Origin of the sequence: Paenibacillus algorifonticola (assembly GCF_050481745.1) — a bacterium.
In the GTDB taxonomy this organism is placed as follows: domain Bacteria; phylum Bacillota; class Bacilli; order Paenibacillales; family Paenibacillaceae; genus Pristimantibacillus; species Pristimantibacillus algorifonticola_A.
On sequence record NZ_JBCNGR010000033.1, the window covers coordinates 95,482 to 117,952 of the forward strand.

Below are 22,471 nucleotides of genomic sequence, written 5' to 3' on the forward strand. Positions count from 1 at the left end.
TATGATTGCTTCTTTAAACATTCCGATGTGGCAAGCTTGGAAAGAAGAAGGGGATATTGAAGCGAAGAAGCGGCTTATTGAGCAATATTTGCCGCTTGTTGATTATGTGACCAATCGTATGGCTATTGGCCTGCCTAAAAACGTATCCAAGGATGACCTTGCCAGCAATGGCGTTATGGGTTTAATTGATGCAATAGAGAAGTTTGACTATTGCCGGGGGCTGCAGTTTGAGACCTATGCATCCTGGCGCATTCGCGGCGCAATTATTGACGGTCTCCGTCAAGGCGACTGGGTACCGCGGTCCGTGAGAGAGAAAGCGAAAAAAGTGGAAGAGGCTTATCAAAAGCTGGAACAACAGTATTTACGCTCGGTTTCCGATGCTGAAATTAGCAATTACCTGAACATAACGGAAAAGGAGTTTACAACGATGCTTCAAGAGATTGCGGTAACGACTGTATGTTCACTTGAGGATCCTCTTCGCGAGGAAGAATCGGAAACAAGACTTTCGCTTCTCGTGGATGAACGGGCAAAAAATCCTGACCATAAAGTCCATGAAGTATATTTGAAAGATTCATTGGTTAATGGAATAGAGAAGCTGACGGAGAAGGAACGTATCGTCGTTTCCCTTTTTTATTATGAAGAGCTGTCTTTAAGTGAGATCGCAGACGTCATGTCGCTCTCGCCGTCACGAATTTCGCAGCTCCATTCCAAAGCTATTTTACGTCTTAGAGGAGCTTTATCCAAGCATAAAGATCAACTAATGCAGTACTAGAGTGGAGGCGTGTAATGGAAGGTCAATCATTGGATACCATTATGAGCGTTCAAATATCCGCAGATAAAATGTCAGCCTTTTTGACATTCAAACGTTTGACGGATGATTTTGAATGCTCGGTTGAACAATTAGAGCAGTTTGTGCAAAGTAGTGGAGTGAGCGTTGGAATTGTGCCCGGCGTCCTTCAAAACATTTGTAACAATCCGCTCGCTTTTTATAAAGAGCAAACTTTGATTGCTGAAGGAAAGCCTGCTGAAGTTGGCAAGGACGGCTTTGTTCAATTTATTTACGATATGAAAAGCAAGGAACGACGCCCTGCTGAAAATGAGGACGGCACCGTAGATTTTAAGGAAATGACGCAGTTGAAAAATGTGACGCGCGGCCAGCTGATTGCTGAACTGGTCGAACCAGTTGCTGGCGAACCGGGCATGACGGTATCCGGGAATGAGGTTGCTTCGAAAGAAGGCAAGGCTGCGCGTTTTAAAATAGGAAAAAATGTCGTGCTGAACAATGAGCAAACCGCAATGTATGCAGCACTGGACGGACTTATTACGATGACGGATAAGGATAAAATCAATGTATTTCCTATTTACGAAGTGAATGGCGACGTAGATTATAAAATAGGAAATATTGATTTTGTCGGTACCGTAGTCATCCGAGGGAATGTGCTTAGCGGCTTCCGCGTCAAATCTGCCGGAGATATTCGCATCATTGGCGGAGTTGAGGGCGCCGATTTGGACGCTGAAGGCTCTATTGAAATATCAGGCGGCATTATGGCCGGCAACAAAGGTTTTGTCAAAGCTGGGAAAAATGTGAAATGCTCCTTTATCCAGGACGGCAATGTTATTGCCGGCGATGATGTGCTCGTATCGCAAAGCATTATGCATTCGAATGTTCGCGCTGGTAAAAACGTCATTTGTTCAGGGGCCAAAGGGCTGATCGTTGGCGGGACTATTCAAGCGGGCGAGCGGGTTAAAGCTCGAACAATCGGCAATACGATGTCTACTGCAACAGTAGTTGAAGTAGGTGTAAAGCCAGAGCATCGCTCGGAGCTGCTGGAATTGCGCACAAAACTCAAGCAGCACAACGAGAGTATGGATAAGGCGGATAAAGCGCTTGTAATTTTGGATCAATTGGCTGCAATTGGGCAGCTAACAGATGACAAAATGGCTATGCGCATTAAGCTAGGCGCAACCAAACGGCAGTCGCTGACAGAGGTTGAGCAGTTCCGTGAACGGATTTTGGACATTGAGCGCACGCTGGAAGATAGCGAGCAAGCTGGGGTTGACGTCAATAACATTATTTATGGCGGAATCAAAATTGTAATCGGCCGATATACGAAATATATTAAAGACCCGCTGCAGCGTGTGTCCTTTCAGTATTTAGATGGAGATATATCACAGGTGAGTTACCGTTCGTAAAAACTTGAGCAAGCTGACCCAATAGGGAGGTAACAAGATGGCTTTCAAACCTATTGATTTGCAAATATCGGTTCCTCGCACACCGGAGTCCAGCGGACTTCAAAGCCATATGAATCATAAGCCGATGTCGGACCAGACGAAGCTTGCCGAGCAGCAAGCTGCGCAGACCGAGCTTATTCGCCACAAAAATACGGAAGTTGAGCATTCCGTAGGCCTGAACGTTCGTCAGGATCAAGAAACAAGCAAGCAATCTGATGAACGCAAGGGCAAACACAAAAAACAGGATGGGCAGGACAAGCATGAAGAAAGCCATCCCCCTGTACATCCCTATAAGGGACATCATGTAGATATTTCGCTTTAAAGGCAGGTGGGAGCAAGCATGTCTAACTGGCAATACATCGTTTTGCTTGGCGCAGTAGTCGTTGTTTTTGGGTTGCTTTTGCCTAGAAGGAAACAGCCCGCAGCCGCGCAAGCCGTCAATAATATGGAAGTTTCACTGGAACAGTTTATGGAAAACATGGAGCAGGACAATCGTGAGCTTACTGCACTTATCGTGCAATCACAAGAGGAAGCACGTGCCAAGGCACAGCGCAGCGAGGAGCGTTTAGCCGAGCTGGAGCGAAAATATAGCGCTATGGAGCAGCTATTTGAGCAGCAGAAGGCTTCCGCAGTGGCGGTACAAGCTGCCCAGGTGATACCGGTCAAGGTTGACGTTCCCATTACACCCATTCCAGCTGTGCTGCAGGAAGAGCCTGAAGAGCTGGAAGAGCCGGAAGAGCCGGCTTCGCCAGTAAAGCAATCGATTCAAGAGCGTTATGCCGATTTGTTTGCGCTTCATCAGCAAGGCAAGTCTATTGAGGCAATTGCCAAAAAAATGAACATGAACAAGGGCGAGGTTCAGCTTATCCTTCAGCTTGCGAAACAGGAGGAGGGTGCCCGTGTTTAAAAACCGCGTTTTTTTAACCGGGCTTGGCCTTGGCATTATTATCGGCGCATTATTGCTCCAAATGATGATGATTGGCGAATCCAGCCAGCAAAAGCTCAGTAACCGCGACAATGCAGATGCTGGGCAAGAGGAAAAGATATATTCGCAAAGTGAAGTCGATGCGATTATTGAAGCGGAGCGGGCAACGGGCAGCATAAAGGAAGAAAGCGAAGCAGCGGCAGTGCCTTCACCAACCGCTTCGCCTAAACAAACGCCTTCTGAAAGCGCTGCTCCGCTAGCCTCCGCTCCAGCTTCCCCAAAGGCATCAGCAGTGCCAACGGATAATTCTTCAGCCGCTGCGGACACGGATGAGAATACCATTCGCAAAATGGTTCGCATACAGGCAGGAACGAATTTGACTGCGGCGTCTGAGCTGTTGGCCAAGGAGCAGCTGATTAGTGATAAAGCGGCATTTATCCGCAAAATGAAGCAAGAAAAGAAACTGGTTCGCGCCGGTTATTTTTTGTTTACCGGGATCCCTTCGCTTGAGGGAGTAATTACAACTATTACGACACAGCCGATGACACCAGAGGAAGTAAAAGCTTTTAAATCGCAATAAAATGGCGGAAAGCGGTAATTTTCACCCAGAGATTGTTGCGTACGGCATGCAGTTATGGTATATTAATTGACGGTGTTAAAAACACACGCTGATTAATTTTGTTAACGGTGCTTCTACTTAAGTGGAAGTTTTAGCGAAAGATGACGTCGGCGGAGGGCACTACAAAAAAACCATTATCAGGAGGTGTTGAAGAAATGGCGGTTATTTCCATGAAACAGCTACTTGAAGCTGGGGTACACTTCGGTCATCAGACTCGTCGTTGGAACCCGAAGATGGATCGTTATATCTTCACTGAAAGAAACGGAATTTACATTATCGATTTGCAAAAAACAGTTAAAAAAGTTGACGAGGCTTATAACTTCGTTCGCTCGATCGCTGCAGAGGGCGGCACTATGCTGTTCGTCGGCACGAAGAAGCAAGCTCAAGATTCCGTTAAGGAAGAAGCTGAGCGTTGCGGCAACTTCTACATCAACCAACGTTGGCTCGGCGGTACGCTGACTAACTTCCAAACGATTCAAAAACGTATCGACCGTTTGAAAACTTTGGAGAAATGGGAAGAGGACGGCACTTTCGAAGTTCTTCCTAAGAAAGAAGTTATTATTCTTCGCAAAGAAAAAGACCGTTTGGAAAAATTCCTTGGCGGTATCAAAGGCATGAAATCGTTGCCTAGCGCTTTGTTCATCATCGATCCTCGTAAAGAGCGTATCGCTGTTGCTGAAGCACGCAAGCTTGGAATTCCTATCGTAGGTATCGTTGATACAAACTGCGATCCAGACGAAATTGACTATGTCATTCCTGGTAATGATGATGCAATTCGTGCGGTTAAATTGCTTACGTCCAAGATGGCTGATGCAATTGTTGAAGCTAACCAAGGTGAGCAAACAACTGCTTAATTCAATAAACGTAAGCTATTAGGCGAAGGGCGGTCAGAAGGTGAAAGCCTCTCACCGCCCTTTTTTCACGAATACCTAATTAAATAAATCGAAACCTTCAGGAGGGCTCAAAATGGCAGTTAGTGCGAGCGCAGTAAAAGAACTTCGCGAAAGAACAGGAGCAGGAATGCTCGATTGTAAAAAAGCTTTGGATCATACAGACAACGATATCACGAAAGCGATTGAATTCCTTCGTGAGAAAGGCCTTGCTGCTGCAGCTAACAAAGCTGGTCGTATCGCAACAGAAGGCGTTGTTGAATCCTACATTCACGCTGGCGGCCGTATTGGCGTTCTAGTTGAAGTTAACTGTGAAACAGACTTCGTTGCTAAAACAGATCAATTCCGTGAGTTTGCAAGAGATATCGCGATGCAAATCGCTGCTGCAAACCCTAAATTCGTTCGCCGCGAAGAAGTTCCTGGCGATGAGCTTGAAAAAGAACGCGAAATTTTGCGTGCACAAGCACTTAACGAAGGCAAGCCTGAGAAAATCGTTGATAAAATGGTTGAAGGCCGTATTTCCAAATACTATGAAGAATATTGCTTGCTTGAGCAATCGTTCATCAAAAACCCAGACCAGACGATTTCCGAGCTTCTTAACGATAAAATCAACAAAATTGGTGAAAACATTTCAATCCGTCGTTTCGTTCGTTATGAACTGGGCGAAGGTCTTGAGAAAAAAGTTGATAACTTCGTAGAAGAAGTTATGTCGCAAGCTAAACTGTAAACCGATCGCAAAGGCGGGGCGGGGCGTCCGCCTCGCCTGCTTTCGTAAGCGGAGAAACTTTATATTATGATAACCGGATGCAATCTAAGAGCTTTAGATTCATTCATGGAGGTAAGCGACGTTGGAAAAACCCGTGTTTAAACGTATAGTATTAAAAGTTAGCGGCGAATCGTTGGCAGGAAACAATGGCTACGGTATTGAGGCTTCGACAATTGCTTCTATTGCTGAGCAGGTAAAGGAAGTTGTAGCATTCGGTGTTGAAGTTGCCATTGTTGTAGGCGGCGGTAATATTTGGCGCGGAATTGCAGGAACTGCCAAAGGGATTGATCGCGCAACGGCGGATTACATGGGTATGCTGGCTACAGTTATGAATTCTCTTGCTCTACAGGATGCATTGGAACAAATTGAAGTGCCAACCCGCGTACAATCCTCGATTGCAATGCAGCAAATCGCTGAGCCGTACATTAGACGTCGTGCTATTCGCCATCTGGAGAAAGGACGCGTCGTTATTTTCGCTGCTGGCACAGGCAATCCGTTCTTCTCAACAGATACAACAGCTGCCTTGCGTGCTGCTGAGATTGAAGCAGAAGTGATTTTGATGGCTAAAAACAAAGTGGATGGCGTATACTCTGCTGATCCATTCAAAGATCCAACTGCAGTTAAGTTTGAAGAGCTTACTTACATGGAAGTATTAAATAAAAATCTTGGTGTTATGGATGCGACAGCATCTTCGCTATGCATGGACAACAATATACCGCTCGTTGTATTTGCAATAACTGAGCAGGATAATATTAAGCGGGTCGTGCTGGGCGAGAAAATTGGCACCATTGTGAGAGGAAGTGCGAAATAATGCCTCAAGCTATTAAGAAAAATGCCGAAGAACGTATGGAGAAAGCGATCGGTGCACTGCGCCGCGATTTGGCCAGCCTGCGTGCAGGCCGCGCATCAGCAGCTTTGCTTGATCGTGTGCAAGTTGAATATTACGGCGCATTGACACCAGTTGCACAACTGGCCAACATTAACACGCCGGATTCCCGGACGCTGATGATTCAGCCGTGGGATAAAACCTCTCTTGCTGCTATTGAAAAAGCGATTATGAAATCGGATCTTGGTTTGACGCCAGCTAATGACGGCTCAACGATTCGTATTTCGATTCCACCACTGACCGAGGAGCGTCGTACCGATCTTGTCAAAATGACGAAAAGATTCGGTGAAGAAGCGAAGGTAGCTGTCCGCAACATCCGTCGCGATGCGAATGATGATGTGAAGAAGCTGGAGAAAACGGACATTTCAGAAGATGAGTCCCGTCGTCATCAAGATGACATTCAAAAGCTGACTGACCGTTTTATCGTAGAAGTGGATAAAGTATTGGTAGCTAAAGAAAAAGAAATTATGGAAGTATAATTTCACTAAAGCCCCTCCGTTAGGTGGGGTTTGGTTTAAATATAAGACTTTTATTTTTTTAAAATGCCTTATATATCATCGCGAAACGCAAGCTGTCTTCTATCTTCTATAAGGTACGGTGGCAGCCGTTTACGCTTGTTAAATCCGGGTTGGAGGAACGAAGATGATCAGTCGACTTTGGGCTAAATTTAGCAAATCGTCCCCACGTCCGGCAGCGCCGCCACGATTGGACAACGTGCCTAAGCATGTTGCTGTTATTATGGATGGAAACGGGCGTTGGGCCAAAGACCGTGGATTACCGCGAATAGCGGGTCATCATTCCGGGATGAAAGCGGTCAGACGCATTACGATGGCAGCAGACCGGCTCGGCGTTAAATATTTAACGCTTTATGCTTTTTCGACGGAAAACTGGAAAAGGCCTAAAGACGAAGTTGATTTTTTAATGAAGCTCCCTCAGCAATTTTTAGAAATTGAAATAGACGATTTGATGCAAAAAAATGTTCAGGTTCGCGTCATGGGACACAGGGAGGATCTCCCGTCCTTTACGATAAAAGCGTTGGACGAAGCAATGAGCAAGACGGCAAATAATACGGGACTCGTACTTACTTTTGCGCTAAACTATGGCAGCCGCAAGGAAATGCTTGAAGCGATCAAGGAGATCGCAGCGGATGTGCAAGAAGGACGGCTCACCTGTGACCAAATAGATGATCATGTGATGAGTTCGCATTTACTGACCCGCGACCTTCCGGATCCTGATCTGCTGATTCGCACGAGCGGAGAATTGCGTTTAAGCAATTTTATGCTTTGGCAGCTTGCCTATAGCGAAATGTGGTTTACGGACGTCTATTGGCCTGAATTTTCAGAGACCCATTTCGAAGAGGCGATTGAGGAGTATGGGCGGCGCGCACGGCGATATGGCGGACTATAAGCTTCGATAACGGAGTGTGACCTATACATTGAAACAGCGAATAGTGACGGGAGTAGTAGCAGGCGCATTTTTTATTGCGCTTGCAGTAGCGGGAAGCTGGCTATATGCTGGTCTGCTCGTATTGCTCGCGATGGTAGGCTTTACTGAATATGTCAAGATGAACGGCCAAGCTTGGGCTCATCCGGCTTCATTGCTCGGATACGCGGGTGTGCTGTTTTTTGTGCTACCATGGAACTTAATTGGGGTAGAAACGCCATCCTTCATGTTTGTAACGTGGGTGCTGGCCTTTTTGCTGCTTGCTTTAACGGTTTTGACCAAAAACAAAACAACAATCGATCATGCGGCGCTTATGCTGCTTGGTGCGCTGTACGTTGGCATGGGCTTTGGAGCGATGAATGCGGTAAGACAGATGGATGATCATGGCTTGTTTTGGACATTTTTGCTGCTTGGCTGCATATGGTCCTCAGACATTGGCGCCTATTTTGCCGGGAAGGCTTTTGGCAAAAACAAGCTCTGGCCATCCATTAGTCCGAATAAAACGATTGAGGGGGCGCTCGGAGGCGTTGTGCTGTCGCTTATTGTTGCAGCTATCGGAGCTTTTTTCTTCCCCGACGTCATCGGAATTGGCAAAGCGCTGCTTATTGGGCTGCTTGCCGCTGTAGCAGGACAGTTTGGCGATTTAATTCAATCCGCTTACAAACGAGTACGTGATATCAAAGATACAGGCCGCATATTGCCTGGACATGGTGGTGTTCTGGACCGCTGCGACAGCTGGATTATCGTATTTCCGTTGATCGTGCTCTCTGGTCTGCTCCCCATGTAATTTGTAAGAGATGCAACAAGCACATGTCTAATCCGAGTGTCAGAGGAGATTGAGATGAAAAAAATAACGATTCTTGGCTCAACAGGCTCCATTGGCACGCAAACGCTGGATGTTATTGCAAACGACCCGGAGCGTTTTCAGGTTGTCGGCTTATCGGCGGGCAGCAATACGGACCTGCTGATTCAGCAGGCGATCCGCTTCAAGCCATCCATCGTTTGCTTGTCAACGAAGGAAGCGGCTGAAGCGGTTGCCTCTTCGCTGCCTGCGGGAACTCGGGTCATTTATGGCGAGCAGGGCTTAATTGAGCTTGCTGGAGAGACGGAAGCCGATATTGTCGTTACGGCGATTATGGGCAGCAGAGGGCTCCCTGCAACGCTAGCTGCCATTGAAGCAGGCAAAATGATTGGCCTTGCGAATAAAGAGACGCTCGTAACGGCGGGGCATATTGTAATGGAACGGGCAAGGCAGAAGGGTGTTTCGATTATACCGATCGACAGCGAGCATTCGGCTATTTTTCAGTGCCTGAATGGAGAAGATCGCAGATCGCTTAACCAGCTTACGCTGACTGCCTCAGGTGGCTCATTCCGCGATCGCACACGCGAGCAATTGAAAGGCGTTACGGTGGCGGAAGCGCTGAATCATCCTAATTGGTCCATGGGTGCTAAAATCACAATCGATTCTGCCACAATGGCTAATAAAGGGCTGGAAGTTATTGAAGCCCATTGGCTGTTTGATGTTACATATGATCAAATCCATGTTCTTGTTCATCCAGAGAGTATCATTCACTCTTATGTGGAGTTTACTGACCATAGTGTCATTGCGCAGCTTGGACTGCCTGATATGCGTGTACCGATTCAATATGCGCTAACGTATCCGCATCGCTATCCAACGCCGACCGGTCGGCTAGATTTGGCTGCGATTGGCAAGCTTCATTTTCGAGAGATGGACTTTGAACGGTATCCGTGCCTGCGTCTCGCTTTCGAATGCGGCAAAGCGGGACAATCGGCGCCAACGGTATATAATGCAGCGAATGAAGTAGCGGTGGCCCGGTTTCTTGCTGGCGAAATTGAATTTCTGGATATTGAGCGCACGATTGAGGAGGTGCTCACTCGCCATCCAGTAACGGTGGTTGATACTCTTGAAGCTATCGATGAAGTCGACAGCTGGGCACGGAGAATGGCTGCTACTGTGTAACTTGTGCGCTGTCTCGCGGTTCTCTTGTAACGGGTAGGAGAATAATGATAATCTATGTACAGGCCGTTACGAACAGGAGGCTCTATATGGAGACGATTCAGATTGTTTTATTAACCGTGCTCGTGTTTTTTGTAATCGTGACTATCCACGAATGGGGCCACTATTATTTTGCCAAGCGAGCAGGGATATTGGTTAGGGAATTTGCCATTGGTTTTGGACCTAAGCTCATTTCCATTAAGCGCGGTGAGACGCGATTTACCATTCGCCTCGTTCCGGCAGGTGGCTTCGTCCGTATGGCAGGCGAGGACCCGGAAATTGTGGATGTTGCCTCTGGGCAGACAATTGCCATCAAGCTTAAAGGGGATAAGGTAACGAGATTGTACCTGGACCGTCTTGATGAGCGCAGCGGCGTCATTCGCGGCGAAGTGACTCAGATCGACCTGGAAAGGGATTTGTTTGTTACGCTCGACATTGAAGGCGAGAAGGAACGTTTTGCGCTGCATCCACAAGCATTGATGATTAGCAAAGGCAAAGAAACACAAATTGCCCCGCTGGACAGACAGTTTGGCAGCAAATCGGTAGCTGCGCGGGCACGGGCTATTTTTGCCGGTCCGTTTATGAATTTTGTGCTTGCGTTTGTATTGTGCGGCGCTTATATTCAACTCGCGGGTACACCGGAAAATTTGCTCGTGGATTCGATTAGCAAGGGGATGCCGGCAGAAAAGGCCCAATTGCAAAGCGGCGACATGATTCAAGCGATTAATGGTACGCCAATTGGTACGGATTATGATAAAATGATTGAGATTATTGGCGGTTCGCCTGGCGTGCCGATTCAAATGGACATTGTGCGTGGCGGCGTAGCGCAGAAGATCGAGCTGACGCCAGCTCCGGATGACCAAGGAGTCGGTAAAGTCGGTATCACTGCTGCTTACAAGACGCGCTCGGCAACGATTACAGAAACGGTAACGGGTGCGGGCAAGCTGATGAAGCAGATGACCGTTATCATTTTTGAAGGCTTTAAGAAGCTCGTAACCGGTGATTTTAAGCTGGATGATTTGGGCGGGCCTGTGCGTACAGCAGAGGTAACCAGTCAAATTGCCAAGCAGGGCATCGCCGAATTGACGCGATGGACCGCCATGCTGAGCTTGTATTTGGGGATTTTCAACCTGCTGCCCATTCCAGCACTGGATGGAAGCAGACTTATTTTTCTCGGGCTGGAGGCGCTGCGCGGAAGACCGATTGACCCAAACCGGGAAAGCATGGTTCATTTCGTCGGCTTTGCGCTCATTATGCTGCTGATGCTGGTAGTAACCTATAACGATATTTTGCGATTGGTGCGAGGGGAGTCTTAACCTTTTATGTCTAAAGATAAAAAATTTGTTTCGGAAATTACGCCGCAAAGCGAGGATTTCTCGAAATGGTATATTGATGTCATTAAAAAAGCCGAGCTTATGGATTATTCGCCGGTGCGCGGATGTATTATTTTTCGCCCGGAAGGTTATGAGCTATGGGAAAATATTCAACGTGATCTGGACCGCCGCTTTAAAGAAACCGGACATCGCAACGCGTATTTCCCGCTCTTTATTCCAGAAAGCTTTTTCCAGAAGGAAAAGGAGCATGTCGAGGGCTTTAATCCTGAGCTGCCTTGGGTAACGGAAGCAGCAGGCGAGAAGCTTGAGGAGCGCCTTGCTATTCGTCCAACCTCGGAGACGATGTTTGGGCATATGTACGCCAAATGGATTCAATCTTACCGCGACCTGCCGCTGCTCATTAACCAATGGGCGAATGTAGTCCGCTGGGAGAAACGCACGCTGCCGTTCCTGCGCACAAGCGAGTTTCTATGGCAGGAAGGCCATACAGCGCATGAGAATGAAGAGGAAGCTCGTCAAGAAACGATGCAAATGCTGGGCATTTACCGTGACTTTGTTGAGGAATTCCTGGCAATTCCGGTCGTTGTTGGACAAAAGACGCCTTCGGAGCGTTTTGCGGGCGCTGTAGATACGTATTCGATTGAAGCGATGATGAAGGATGGCCGTGCCGTGCAGGCGGGGACTTCCCATTATTTAGGAACGAAATTTGCGGTAGCATTTGATATTAAATATTTGGACCGTGAAAATCAGCTGCAATTCGCCCACACGACCTCATGGGGTGTGAGTACCCGTCTCATTGGTGCTATGATTATGGTGCATGGTGACGATCGTGGTCTTGCTTTGCCGCCTAAAGTCGCTCCAACACAAGTGATTATGATCCCTATTGGTCCAGCAAAAACACGCGACCAAGTCGCCCACCGAGTAGATGAGCTGTATGCCGAGCTTAAAAAAGCGGGTGTTCGCGTCAAGGTGGATGACCGTTCGGACGTAAGCCCTGGCTGGAAGTTCAATGAATATGAAATGCGCGGCATTCCGCTTCGTCTGGAGCTGGGGCCACGTGATATGGAAAATGGACAAGTTGTACTCGTATCCCGCATTAGCGGCGAGAAGAAGGTAGTCGAGCAGGCTAATCTTGTCGCTGAAGTAGAAGCGATGCTTGTGCAAATCCATAATGAAATGTTTGAGAAAGCGAAGCAGTTCCGCGAGGATCATTTTTATTCGGTAGAAACGCTGGATGAAATGAAGGCATCGCAAGAGGAGCAGCGCGGCTTTGTGCTTGCGGGCTGGTGTGGCTCGGAAGCATGCGAGAAGCAGGTCAAGGAAGAGACGGGAGCAACAAGCCGCAACATTCCATTCGAGCCTGCCGAGAAAAAGAGTACCTGCCTCGTTTGCGGCGACGCCGCCGAGCATACAGTCGTTTTCGCTCGCGCTTACTAGAGCGGGCGCTCCTGTAGCAACAGAGCATCTTCGTTCGAATGATTGAAGAGCATTGTACGCAACAGAATCTTTCGTTTTTTCTTTAATTTTAATTTGTATTTTTTTGTTCTGCATTGAGTTTTAATGTGTTATGCTAATTTCAAAGCAATTTCAAGGCAGGGAAATGGAATCAGCCATTTCCCTGCTTCTATGAGAAGTGCTGGTTTAGCGAGCGCTTATACAACGGTTTTTGCGGTGGGGGAGAGCGAGGTTAAGGGGCAAGCGGAGTGAAAGGTTTGAGCTGGAGAAGCGGAGCGTTCGCTTTTGTCCTTGGAATTGTACCGCTGAGCGGTTTATTCTAACAATTCCAAGGGCAATGGCGATCGTAAGCCAAACCTTTCACGCAGCGCCGATCCCCCTTAACCGAGCCGATCCATATCTCTCCCCAAGCAATACCGAAAATAAGCCAGCGAGCGTTAGGAGTGGATAAAATCATGAGCCAAACCGACAACAAAAGGCAGCGCTTTGAGCTGCTGCTGCAGCAGTCGGAATTACCGCAGGAAATGATACAATCCTTTTTTCAGGATGGTTATATAGATCAGGTTGTAGTCGCCAAAAACAACCGCAAGTGGACGTTTTGCATACGCAAAACGTCTTTGGTTCCTTATAAGGCCTATAGTGGATTATGCCAAGCGGTTAAGCAAAAGTTTGCCCATATTGCCGATACCTCTTTCCAATTTATATACGATGAGCAGCTTTCTTCAGAAGAGCTTGCTCGCGAATATTGGCCGCTGTTCAAAGAGTGGGCGCAGCAGGAAATCGCTTCAGTTAACGGTTGGCTTCTCAAAGCGACGATTACGACGGAAGGCGATGTTATTACGCTGCTGATGCTGGACGAAATGGGGCTGGAGCTGGCGCGCAAAAAACGGATGGATGAAGAAATTACCCGCTTTTATGAGCGGCAATTCAGCCGAAGCTACAAAGTAAAGCTTGCCGTTGGCGAAGCGAAAGCAGAAGTTTACGAAGAGTTCGAGCAGCGGCGGGTAGCGGAGGAACGCGAGGTCATTCAGCAAATTATGGCTAGCGCCGCAGCTGAGGAATTGGGCGATGATGGCGAGCCGCCGGCAAGATTGGCGGTCGGATATGACATTCGCGAAGAGCCGGTTCCATTGATGAACATTCGCGAGGAAGAGAAGAAAATAACGGTGCAGGGCGCCGTATTCGGTCTGGATAAGAAGGAGCTGCGCAACGGAAGCACGCTCTTTACCTTCAACTTGACCGATTTCTCCGATTCCTTGTCCCTGAAAATGTTCGCCAAAACAAAAGATGATGTCAAAGTGCTGGATCTATTGTCCAACGGTAAATGGGTGAAGGCGCGAGGCAGAGTCGAATATGACCGCTTTATGCAGGAGCCGGAGCTTGTTATGATGCCGAATGATTTGCATGAGGTTCATGCACCCGCAGACCGCAAAGACAATGCGGAGGAGAAGCGGGTAGAGTTTCATCTGCATACGACGATGAGCGCGATGGATGCGGTGGCTCCCATTGATGCTTATGTAAAGATGGCAGCCAAATGGGGACATAAAGCAATGGCGGTCACTGACCACAGCAACGTGCAATGTTACCCGGAAGCAGCGAAAGCTGCGAAAAAGAACGGCATTCAGCTATTATTTGGCTTAGAGGCTAACGTGGTAAATGATGCAGTTCCGATGGTGCTTAATCCGCGGGAGCAGCCGCTCGCTGGCTCCGAATACATCGTTTTCGATATCGAGACGACGGGACTTTCGGTCATTAATAACAAAATTATCGAGCTTGCCGGCGTGAAAATGAAAGATGGCAAAGAAATAGCGACGTTCGCGACCTTCATTAATCCGCATGAAAAAATTCCTTATCATATTCAGCAGTTGACGAATATTAACGACGAAATGGTGCAGGATGCGCCAGAGCTTGCACCAAAGCTGCGTGAATTTATTGAATTTATTGGCGATACCGTACTCGTTGCCCATAATGCCCGCTTTGATATTGGTTTTTTGCAAGCTAACTGCAAATCGCTGGGACTGCCAGAAATTAAAAATCCGGTCCTCGATACGCTGGAGCTGGCGAGATTTTTGCATCCAAGCCTGAAAAACCATCGTCTCAATACGCTGTCAGCTAAATACAAAATCAGTCTGGAAAACCATCACCGGGCGATTGATGACTCCATTGCCTTGGGCGGCGTATTATTCGGCTTGATTGGCGATGCGGCAGAACGCAATGTGACAGGCCTTCATCAATTAAATGATTATGTCGGTATCGATTTATCGAACAGCCGCCCGTTTCACTGCTGTATTTATGCGCTGAATGCGGTCGGCAAGAAAAATTTATATAAGCTTGTGTCGCTTTCCCACACGGAGCATTTTAAGCGGGTAGCCAGCATTCCGCGGACGAAGCTTGTGGAGCTGCGCGAAGGGCTGCTGGTCATATCCGGCTGTGAAAAAGGCGAGTTTTACGAAACGGTGCTGAACAAGTCCTATGAGGAAGCTGTGGAAGTCGCGCGGTTCTATGATGTGCTGGAAATTCAGCCGATTGATTTTTACATGCATTTAGTGGATAAAGGGCTCGTTGGCAGCCGTGCTGAAATCGAGCAAGCCCACCGCCGTGTGTGCCAAATTGCCGATGAGCTGGGCAAGCCGGTTATTGCAACAGGCAACGTCCATTACTTGAATCCACGGGATAAGCTGTTCCGTGACATTGCCATTCATGGCATTACGGGCTTTAGCCCGCTCAAAGACATGCGCAAACCGGATGCCCACTTCCGTACGACCGATGAGATGCTTAAGGAATTTGCATTCCTTGGAGAAGCGCGGGCGTATGAGGTTGTTGTGACCAATACGGTGCAGCTCGCCGAACGCTTTGAGCCGTTTGAGCTGTTTCCGCCAGAGCTGTTTACGCCGATTATGGAGGGAGCGGAGGAGGAAATCCGCACCACCTGCTACAATACAGCAAAAGGATTTTATGGCGAGGATCTGCCGCAAGTCGTCATAGACCGTCTGGAGAAAGAACTCGTGCCGATTATCAAATTCGGATTTGCTGCCAACTATTTAATTTCCGAGCGGTTGGTGAAGAAATCGAATGAGGATGGTTATTTGGTCGGGTCCAGGGGCTCGGTTGGTTCCTCCGTCGTAGCTACGTTTCTCGGCATATCCGAGGTTAATCCTCTGCCAGCGCATTATATGTGCAAAAATCCAGCGTGCAAGCATAGCGAGTGGTTTCTTGATGGCAGCATACCGAGCGGCTTTGACCTTCCCGACAAAACTTGTCCAAAATGCGGAGAGCCACTAAAGGGCGAAGGCCAGGACATTCCGTTCGAAACGTTCCTTGGCTTCAAAGGCGATAAAGTTCCCGATATCGATCTTAACTTCTCTGGCGAATACCAGCCGATTGCCCATAATTACACGAAGATCATGTTCGGGGAAAAAGCGGTATTCCGGGCTGGGACGATTGGTACGGTAGCGGAGAAAACGGGCTTCGGCTTTGCCAAGAAATATGAAGAAGCGAACGGTAAAAAATGGCGCGGTGCCGAGCTTTCCAGACTGGCTGCCGGTGTTACGGGCGTTAAGCGCAGCACGGGCCAGCATCCGGGCGGTATCGTCGTTGTGCCGGATTATATCGAGGTAGAGGATGTCACACCTGTTCAATATCCAGCCGATGACGTAAATGCAGAATGGAAGACGACCCATTTTGATTATCATGCCTTTGAGACGAATTTGCTCAAGCTCGATATACTCGGACACGATGATCCGACGATGATGCGGATGCTTCAGGATTTGACTGAGGTTGATCCAACAACGATCCCAATGAACGATCCTAAAGTGATGAGCATGTTCAATTCAACCAAAGCGCTTGATGTTTCTCCGGAGAAAATTCGCACACCTGTTGCCACGTACGGTGTTCCAGAGATGGGTACGAAGTTCGTTCGGCAAATGCTTCAGGAGACGCAGCCGTCTTCTTTTGCCGATTTGCTGCAGATTTCCGGCTTGTCGCACGGAACCGGCGTTTGGCTAGGCAATGCGCAGGAGCTCATTAAAAAGGGCACCTGCAATATCAAAACCGTTATCGGCTGCCGGGATGATATTATGCTTTATTTAATTTACAAGGCGGGCATGGATGCGGGTCTGGCCTTCAAAATTACCGAGAGCGTGCGTAAGGGCAAGGGGCTTTCCGACGAATGGATCGAAGAGATGAAACGCTGCAAGGTGCCGCAGTGGTACATTGACTCCTGCTTGCGCATAGAGTATATGTTTCCGAAGGCGCATGCCGCGGCCTATGTTATTTCGGCGGTGCGCACAGCCTACTTCAAGCTGTATTATCCAATTGCTTATTATGCGACTTACTTTACCGTTCGCGCCGAGGATTTTGATCTTGAAATTTTGTGCCAAGGATATGATGCGATCAAACGCAAGCTGATTGAAATTGAAGAAAAAGGCTTTGCTGCGCTGCCTAAGGAGAAAGCGAGCATCTCGCTGCTCGAGATGGCGCTTGAGATGACAGCGCGCGGCTTTTCTTTTAAACCGATTGATTTGTACCGTTCGGATGCGACAAAATTTCAAGTCGATGGCGATTCGCTCGTGCCTCCGTTTGCGGCGATTCCGGGTATTGGCGAAAATGCCGCACGCAATATTGCCGCTTCCCGTAATGATGGCGAGTACCTGTCGATTGAGGATTTCCAGCAAAGATCGAAGGCAAGTAAAACGATTGTCGAGGTGCTAAGCGGGATGGGCTGCTTCCGGGGATTGCCGGAATCGAACCAGCTGTCGTTGTTCTAAAACGAGGTATATCGGCATTTGTACAGCATTTCAACTTGAAAAGTTTTCTTGTCACTACTTATGCGGTTATGTTATAATTTTCGTGGCAATGATGTTGATAAGCGTTTGATGCAGAAGAGTGGGGAAACCCACTCTTTACGTTTTGTTTTCGGGTCTTTAAGGGTCTGAAAGGCCAAATCAATCGTTAGGACCGAACGGGAGGTAGCAGCAATTTGAGCATTTCCAAAATCAAAACCGTCGTGGAAGAAATGGTAACACCGTTTCTAAGCGAAAATGGATTTGAACTTGTTGATATTGAGTACGTCAAGGAAGGAAGCAACTTCTTCCTCCGGGTTTCAGTAGACAAGGAAGGCGGCATTGATATTGACGAATGCGGCCGTATTAGCGAATTTTTAAGTGAACAGCTGGACAAGAACGATCCGGTAACGGATGCTTATTTTCTTGAAGTGTCGTCGCCTGGCGCCGAAAGGCCGCTTAAGAAAGCCGAAGATGTGCGCAAAGCCGTCGGCAAGTACGTGTACATCACGACTTATGAGCCGATTAACGCATCCAAGGAATTCGAAGGTGATCTCATTTCATTCGATGGAGAAGAGCTTGTAGTCAAAGTCGGCAAGAAAGAGCATGCCATTCCTTATTCTAAAGTGGCGGGAGCACGCCTCGCTATCGTTTTTTAACACCTTAAAAAACAACGTTTGTTATTATTGAAGGGGGGACCAGAGTTCCAATGAGCATGGATTTTATTGAAGCATTATCGGAAATAGAGAGGGATAAAGGGATAGCCAAAGAAGTGCTGATTGATGCGATCGAAGCAGCGCTGATTTCAAGCTATAAGCGGAACTTCAACGCTGCGCAAAATGTGCGTGTCGATATTAACCGCTATACGGGTGTTATTAAAGTTTATGCCCGCAAGACGGTGACGGACGAGGTGCTTGATCCCCGTTTGGAAATTACAGTAGAAGCGGCGCGTGAAGTGAATCCGCATTACCAGCTCGATGATGTGGCGGACATTGAAGTGACGCCTCGTGATTTTGGCCGTATTGCAGCGCAAACCGCGAAGCAGGTCGTGACGCAGCGTATTCGCGAGGCTGAACGCGGCTTGATCTATAATGCTTTTATCGACAAAGAAGAGGATATTGTGAATGGTATCGTGCAGCGCCAGGACGTTCGCAACCTTTTTATCGATTTGGGTAAAGTAGAAGCGGTTATGCCGCTGACAGAGCTAATGCCAACCGATAAGTTCAAGCACGGAGACCGCGTGAAATCGTATATTACGAAAGTAGAAAATACGACTAAGGGTCCGCAAATTATTTTGTCCCGTACGCATCCAGGTCTGCTTAAGCGTTTATTTGAGCTAGAAGTTCCGGAAATTTACGATGGAGTCGTTGAAATTCGCTCGGTCGCGCGCGAAGCAGGCTTCCGTTCGAAAATTGCCGTTTTTTCGCGCAATGACGAAGTTGACGCTGTTGGATCATGCGTAGGTCCGAAAGGAATGCGTGTGCAGACGATTGTTAGCGAGCTGAAAGGCGAGAAGATCGACATCGTGTGCTGGTCTGAAAATGTCGAAGAATACGTTGCGAACGCGCTGAGCCCATCTAAAGTGCTTGAAGTTATCGTTTTTGAGCAGGAAAAAATGGCCCGTGTTATTGTACCGGATTATCAGCTGTCGCTTGCAATCGGGATTAAGGGGCAAAACGCTCGTCTAGCGGCGAAGCTGACTGGCTGGAAAATCGACATTAAGAGTGAATCGCAAGCTGAGCAGGAGTACGGTCGTCCGAAAACGATGACGGCAGTTATGCCGCAAGATTCGGTTTCCATTGATCTGGCTTAACTAATATATCGGCTGCGTTCATCAACGGGTAAAGGGGGGATGTGCGATGAGACCGAGAAAAGTGCCGCTGCGCAAATGCGTAGCCTGCCAGGAAATGAAACCGAAGAAAGAGCTTATTCGGGTCGTTAGAACGCCTGATGAGGAGATTCTAATTGATCTTACTGGCAAAAAAGCCGGTCGGGGCGCCTATTTGTGCGGGAAAGTCAGCTGCTTTAAGCTGGCCAAAAAGACAAAAGCACTGGATCGTGCTTTGAAGCAACCTGTTGGCGTAGCCATTTACGACCAGCTTGAACAGGATTTCATTGCGGTAGAGGAAGAGTTTCTGGCAGAAAAGGAGCGGGTCAGCGATGAAGATGAATAAAGGCTTGTCCTCGCTCGGCATGGCCATGCGGGCTGGAAAATTGGTTACTGGCGATGAAATCGTGCTCAAGGCGGTACGTAAGGGAGAGGTGCATCTCGTTATTATTGCAGGTGACGCATCTCCAAATACGAAAAAAAAGTTTCAAGATAAATGCAGCACCTATGGGGTAGAGCTCGCCGAAGCGTTCGACCGCGATCAACTTGGAAAAGCTATAGGAAAGCTGGACCGAGTCGTACTGGCGGTAACTGACGCAAAGTTCGGAAAAATGATTGCGGGTCATCTGAATCAAAATTCGGAGGTGGATCATATTGAACAAACCACAGGACAGCAAGGACAATAAAGATAAGCTGCGTGTATATGAATATGCGAAATCCCTCAGCATGAGCAGTAAAGAAATTATAACGATTCTTAAACGGCTGGATATGCCCGTTAACAACCATATGAGTGTGATGGAAAACGAAATGGTTAATAAAGTGGAAGGCTTTTTCCGCGATATTAAAGCTAACGCAGCAGCGAAGCGGGCGAAAGAGTCAAGCGGAGCAACCGTATCTTCCACTTCGCAAGCGCCATCTAAGCCTGCTCAGCCGAAGCAACAGCCAGTATCACAGCAAGAAGCCATTAAACCGGAGCTCGAAGCTTCCGGATTAAACAATAAAAAAATTACGCAAGATAGACAGGAGCCTATGAATTCTATTAAAACGACAACGCAAAACAACCAACAGCAACGTCCGTCCCAATCGTCCCCAAGCAGCAACAACAGGTCCGCAGCACCTAGCGGCAGCCGTCCAGCGCAAGGTTCTGGCCAATCGCAAAGCAGCAGCCGTCCTAGCCAAGGCGGCCAAACGCAAAATAGCCGTCCAAGTCAAGGTGGCCAATCGCAAAACAGCCGTCCTAGCCAAGGATCAGGCCAAGGCAACCGTCCAAGCAGTGGCGGCCCATCGCGTCCACCAGCTTCACAAGGAGCTAATCGCCCATCTGGAACAGGTCCGTCCCGTCCGTCAGGCGATGCTTCGAGAAGCACAAACGGCAATGCGAATAATAAGCCAGGCGCAAGAAAACCGGGCGCAAACCAAGGGCAAAAACGGTTTGAAGATGGCAGACCAGGCGGTTTTGGCCGCAACAATAACAATAATCGCGGTGGCAGAGGACGCAACCAGCGCAATCAGCCGCAAGTATTCCGTGAGAAAATCGACAATACGCCTAAGAAAATCATCGTACGCGGTACGTTGACCGTAGGCGAATTGGCTAAGCTGCTTCATAAAGATGCTTCCGAAGTTATTAAGAAGCTGATCGTTCTTGGCGTAATGGCTACCATTAACCAAGAGATCGATATGGATGCAATCCTTCTGCTTGCCGGTGAATATGGCGTAGAAGTAGAGGTGAAAATTCCGGTTGAAGAGGATACGTTCGAAACGGTAGAAGAAACGGATGAGGAAGCTGATCTGTTGCCTCGTCCTCCGGTTGTAACGATCATGGGACACGTTGACCATGGTAAAACAACTTTGCTCGATGCGATTCGCAAAACGAACGTAACAGGCGGAGAAGCTGGCGGTATTACCCAGCATATCGGTGCTTACCAAATCGAAGCTAACCATAAAAAGATTACGTTCCTCGATACACCTGGTCACGAAGCGTTTACGCTCATGCGTGCCCGTGGTGCGCAGGTAACGGATATTACAATTATCGTGGTTGCAGCCGATGACGGCGTTATGCCGCAAACGGTAGAGGCAGTCAACCATGCGAAGGCAGCGGGCGTTCCAATTATCGTTGCGGTTAACAAAATCGATAAGCCAGATGCTGATGCAGATAAAATCAAGCAAGCTTTGACCGAGTATGAGCTGGTTCCGGAAGAGTGGGGCGGAGATACCATCTTCGTTAACGTTTCAGCGAAACAGCGTATTGGTCTGGAAGAACTGCTCGATATGATTTTGCTTGTAGCGGAAGTAAATGATTTCAAAGCTAACCCTGACAAGCGTGCACGCGGTACGGTCATTGAGGCTGAACTGGATAAAGGTAAAGGTCCGGTTGCTCGTGTACTCGTACAGCATGGTACGCTCAAAATCGGAGATGCCTTCGTTGCAGGTAACTGCTTCGGTCGTATTCGGGCAATGGTTAATGACAAGGGCCGCCGCTTAAAAGAAGCTGGACCATCCACACCAGTCGAAATTACTGGTTTGACAGAGGTTCCACTTGCTGGCGATCCGTTCATGGTGTTTGAAGACGAGCGTAAAGCGAGAGCAATCGCTGATCGCCGTGCGATTAAGCATCGTCAATCCGAGCTGGGCGCGAACTCCCGCGTAACGCTTGACGATTTGTATAAGCATATTAAAGATGGGGAGATCAAGGATCTCAACGTTATTATTAAATCAGACGTTCAAGGTTCGGCAGAGGCGCTTAAAGGCTCGCTCGCGAAAATTGACATCGAAGGCGTACGTGTCAAAATCATTCATAGCGGTGTAGGCGCGATTACCGAATCGGATATCAACCTGGCTTCTGCTTCGAATGCAATCGTTGTCGGCTTTAACGTTCGTCCTGAGCCGCAGGCTGATCTGGCTGCACAGCAGGAGAAAGTTGATGTTCGTATGCACCGCGTTATTTATAACGTAATCGAAGAGATTGAACAAGCGATGAAAGGAATGCTTGATCCAATCTTCAAAGAAGTAATTATCGGTCATGCTGAAGTCCGCAACGTATTTAAAGTAAGCAAAGTTGGGGCAATCGCTGGTTCCATGATTACTTCCGGCAAGATCACTCGTTCTTCTGAAGCGCGGATCGTTCGCGGCGGCATCGTTGTTTTCGAAGGGAAAATCGATACGCTCAAACGCTTCAAGGATGATGTTAAGGAAGTTGCTCAAGGCTACGAGTGCGGAATTACGCTTGAACGGTTTAGCGACTTCAAAGAAGGGGATATTATTGAAGCCTTCGTAATGGAGTCAGTAGAGAGGTGAA

20 protein-coding genes are annotated in these 22,471 nt (G+C 48.0%); all 20 read left to right on the forward strand.

What is annotated here, in order from left to right:
- Position 1: 1 nt before the first annotated feature.
- The 20 genes from ABEW34_RS24150 (at position 2) to infB (ending at position 22,470) form a co-directional block, all read left to right on the forward strand.
- Entirely contained in the window at positions 2–772 is a 771-nt protein-coding gene (locus ABEW34_RS24150; protein WP_046230737.1) for a FliA/WhiG family RNA polymerase sigma factor, read from the forward strand.
- Between the two features lie 14 nt (positions 773–786).
- Positions 787–2,193 (forward strand): DUF342 domain-containing protein, encoded by a 1,407-nt coding sequence (locus ABEW34_RS24155; protein WP_430162106.1) that lies wholly within the window; start codon positions 787–789, stop codon positions 2,191–2,193.
- A 37-nt stretch (positions 2,194–2,230) separates the two neighbouring features.
- Positions 2,231–2,554 carry a hypothetical protein gene (locus tag ABEW34_RS24160; protein WP_430162108.1) on the forward strand — a complete coding sequence of 108 codons (324 nt, stop codon included), beginning with the start codon at positions 2,231–2,233 and terminating at the stop codon, positions 2,552–2,554.
- Positions 2,555–2,572: 18 nt separating this feature from the next.
- Positions 2,573–3,139 (forward strand): DUF6115 domain-containing protein, encoded by a 567-nt coding sequence (locus ABEW34_RS24165; protein ID WP_430162110.1) that lies wholly within the window; start codon positions 2,573–2,575, stop codon positions 3,137–3,139.
- Positions 3,132–3,737, forward strand: a complete 606-nt coding sequence (locus ABEW34_RS24170; protein WP_430162111.1) for a hypothetical protein — start codon at positions 3,132–3,134, stop codon at positions 3,735–3,737. The genes ABEW34_RS24165 and ABEW34_RS24170 overlap by 8 nt, the downstream gene beginning before the upstream one ends.
- 194 nt (positions 3,738–3,931) lie before the next feature.
- The gene (gene rpsB, locus ABEW34_RS24175) at positions 3,932–4,630 is read left to right on the forward strand and encodes a 30S ribosomal protein S2 (protein WP_046230742.1); all 699 of its coding nucleotides are present in this window, start codon (positions 3,932–3,934) and stop codon (positions 4,628–4,630) included.
- Between the two features lie 112 nt (positions 4,631–4,742).
- Positions 4,743–5,393, forward strand: a complete 651-nt coding sequence (gene tsf / locus ABEW34_RS24180) for a translation elongation factor Ts (RefSeq protein WP_430162114.1) — start codon at positions 4,743–4,745, stop codon at positions 5,391–5,393.
- 121 nt (positions 5,394–5,514) lie between these two features.
- On the forward strand, positions 5,515–6,243 hold the full coding sequence (gene pyrH / locus ABEW34_RS24185) for a UMP kinase (RefSeq protein WP_046230744.1): 729 nt from the start codon (positions 5,515–5,517) through the stop codon (positions 6,241–6,243).
- Positions 6,243–6,797, forward strand: a complete 555-nt coding sequence (frr, locus tag ABEW34_RS24190) for a ribosome recycling factor (protein ID WP_056038169.1) — start codon at positions 6,243–6,245, stop codon at positions 6,795–6,797. The genes pyrH and frr overlap by 1 nt, the downstream gene beginning before the upstream one ends.
- 163 nt (positions 6,798–6,960) lie before the next feature.
- A complete protein-coding gene (locus tag ABEW34_RS24195) occupies positions 6,961–7,725 on the forward strand; it encodes an isoprenyl transferase (RefSeq protein WP_430162117.1) in 765 nt (254 codons plus the stop codon).
- A gap of 28 nt (positions 7,726–7,753) precedes the next feature.
- Complete coding sequence (locus tag ABEW34_RS24200) at positions 7,754–8,548, forward strand: phosphatidate cytidylyltransferase (RefSeq protein ID WP_430162119.1); 795 nt, start codon at positions 7,754–7,756, stop codon at positions 8,546–8,548.
- Between the two features lie 54 nt (positions 8,549–8,602).
- The gene (locus tag ABEW34_RS24205) at positions 8,603–9,742 is read left to right on the forward strand and encodes a 1-deoxy-D-xylulose-5-phosphate reductoisomerase (protein WP_430162121.1); all 1,140 of its coding nucleotides are present in this window, start codon (positions 8,603–8,605) and stop codon (positions 9,740–9,742) included.
- 86 nt (positions 9,743–9,828) lie between these two features.
- Positions 9,829–11,094 (forward strand): RIP metalloprotease RseP, encoded by a 1,266-nt coding sequence (rseP, locus tag ABEW34_RS24210; RefSeq protein ID WP_430162123.1) that lies wholly within the window; start codon positions 9,829–9,831, stop codon positions 11,092–11,094.
- Between the two features lie 6 nt (positions 11,095–11,100).
- On the forward strand, positions 11,101–12,549 hold the full coding sequence (gene proS / locus ABEW34_RS24215; protein WP_430162125.1) for a proline--tRNA ligase: 1,449 nt from the start codon (positions 11,101–11,103) through the stop codon (positions 12,547–12,549).
- A gap of 473 nt (positions 12,550–13,022) precedes the next feature.
- Positions 13,023–17,333 carry a PolC-type DNA polymerase III gene (locus tag ABEW34_RS24220; protein WP_430162127.1) on the forward strand — a complete coding sequence of 1,437 codons (4,311 nt, stop codon included), beginning with the start codon at positions 13,023–13,025 and terminating at the stop codon, positions 17,331–17,333.
- 212 nt (positions 17,334–17,545) lie between these two features.
- On the forward strand, positions 17,546–18,007 hold the full coding sequence (gene rimP / locus ABEW34_RS24225) for a ribosome maturation factor RimP (RefSeq protein WP_430162129.1): 462 nt from the start codon (positions 17,546–17,548) through the stop codon (positions 18,005–18,007).
- Between the two features lie 50 nt (positions 18,008–18,057).
- Positions 18,058–19,161: a transcription termination factor NusA gene (gene nusA / locus ABEW34_RS24230; RefSeq protein WP_046230753.1), complete on the forward strand. Its 1,104-nt coding sequence runs from the start codon at positions 18,058–18,060 to the stop codon at positions 19,159–19,161.
- Between the two features lie 46 nt (positions 19,162–19,207).
- A complete protein-coding gene (gene rnpM, locus ABEW34_RS24235; RefSeq protein ID WP_046230754.1) occupies positions 19,208–19,522 on the forward strand; it encodes an RNase P modulator RnpM in 315 nt (104 codons plus the stop codon).
- Positions 19,515–19,862, forward strand: a complete 348-nt coding sequence (locus tag ABEW34_RS24240) for a L7Ae/L30e/S12e/Gadd45 family ribosomal protein (RefSeq protein WP_056039066.1) — start codon at positions 19,515–19,517, stop codon at positions 19,860–19,862. Before rnpM ends, ABEW34_RS24240 begins: the two co-directional genes overlap by 8 nt.
- A 40-nt stretch (positions 19,863–19,902) precedes the next feature.
- Positions 19,903–22,470 carry a translation initiation factor IF-2 gene (gene infB, locus ABEW34_RS24245; protein WP_430162193.1) on the forward strand — a complete coding sequence of 856 codons (2,568 nt, stop codon included), beginning with the start codon at positions 19,903–19,905 and terminating at the stop codon, positions 22,468–22,470.
- The last annotated feature ends 1 nt before the right edge of the window (position 22,471 follow it).

Bases quoted from the DNA above. Each gene is read 5' to 3' on its own strand.
- ABEW34_RS24160 (WP_430162108.1), top strand. From the start codon at position 2,231: ATGGCTTTCAAACCTATTGATTTGCAAATATCGGTTCCTCGCACACCG.
- frr (WP_056038169.1), top strand. From the start codon at position 6,243: ATGCCTCAAGCTATTAAGAAAAATGCCGAAGAACGTATGGAGAAAGCG.
- tsf (WP_430162114.1), top strand. From the start codon at position 4,743: ATGGCAGTTAGTGCGAGCGCAGTAAAAGAACTTCGCGAAAGAACAGGA.
- infB (WP_430162193.1), top strand. From the start codon at position 19,903: ATGAGCAGTAAAGAAATTATAACGATTCTTAAACGGCTGGATATGCCC.
- ABEW34_RS24240 (WP_056039066.1), top strand. From the start codon at position 19,515: ATGAATAAAGGCTTGTCCTCGCTCGGCATGGCCATGCGGGCTGGAAAA.
- rpsB (WP_046230742.1), top strand. From the start codon at position 3,932: ATGGCGGTTATTTCCATGAAACAGCTACTTGAAGCTGGGGTACACTTC.
- ABEW34_RS24165 (WP_430162110.1), top strand. From the start codon at position 2,573: ATGTCTAACTGGCAATACATCGTTTTGCTTGGCGCAGTAGTCGTTGTT.
- ABEW34_RS24195 (WP_430162117.1), top strand. From the start codon at position 6,961: ATGATCAGTCGACTTTGGGCTAAATTTAGCAAATCGTCCCCACGTCCG.
- nusA (WP_046230753.1), top strand. From the start codon at position 18,058: ATGAGCATGGATTTTATTGAAGCATTATCGGAAATAGAGAGGGATAAA.
- proS (WP_430162125.1), top strand. From the start codon at position 11,101: ATGTCTAAAGATAAAAAATTTGTTTCGGAAATTACGCCGCAAAGCGAG.
- ABEW34_RS24150 (WP_046230737.1), top strand. From the start codon at position 2: ATGATTGCTTCTTTAAACATTCCGATGTGGCAAGCTTGGAAAGAAGAA.
- ABEW34_RS24205 (WP_430162121.1), top strand. From the start codon at position 8,603: ATGAAAAAAATAACGATTCTTGGCTCAACAGGCTCCATTGGCACGCAA.
- rnpM (WP_046230754.1), top strand. From the start codon at position 19,208: ATGAGACCGAGAAAAGTGCCGCTGCGCAAATGCGTAGCCTGCCAGGAA.
- rseP (WP_430162123.1), top strand. From the start codon at position 9,829: ATGGAGACGATTCAGATTGTTTTATTAACCGTGCTCGTGTTTTTTGTA.
- ABEW34_RS24155 (WP_430162106.1), top strand. From the start codon at position 787: ATGGAAGGTCAATCATTGGATACCATTATGAGCGTTCAAATATCCGCA.
- ABEW34_RS24220 (WP_430162127.1), top strand. From the start codon at position 13,023: ATGAGCCAAACCGACAACAAAAGGCAGCGCTTTGAGCTGCTGCTGCAG.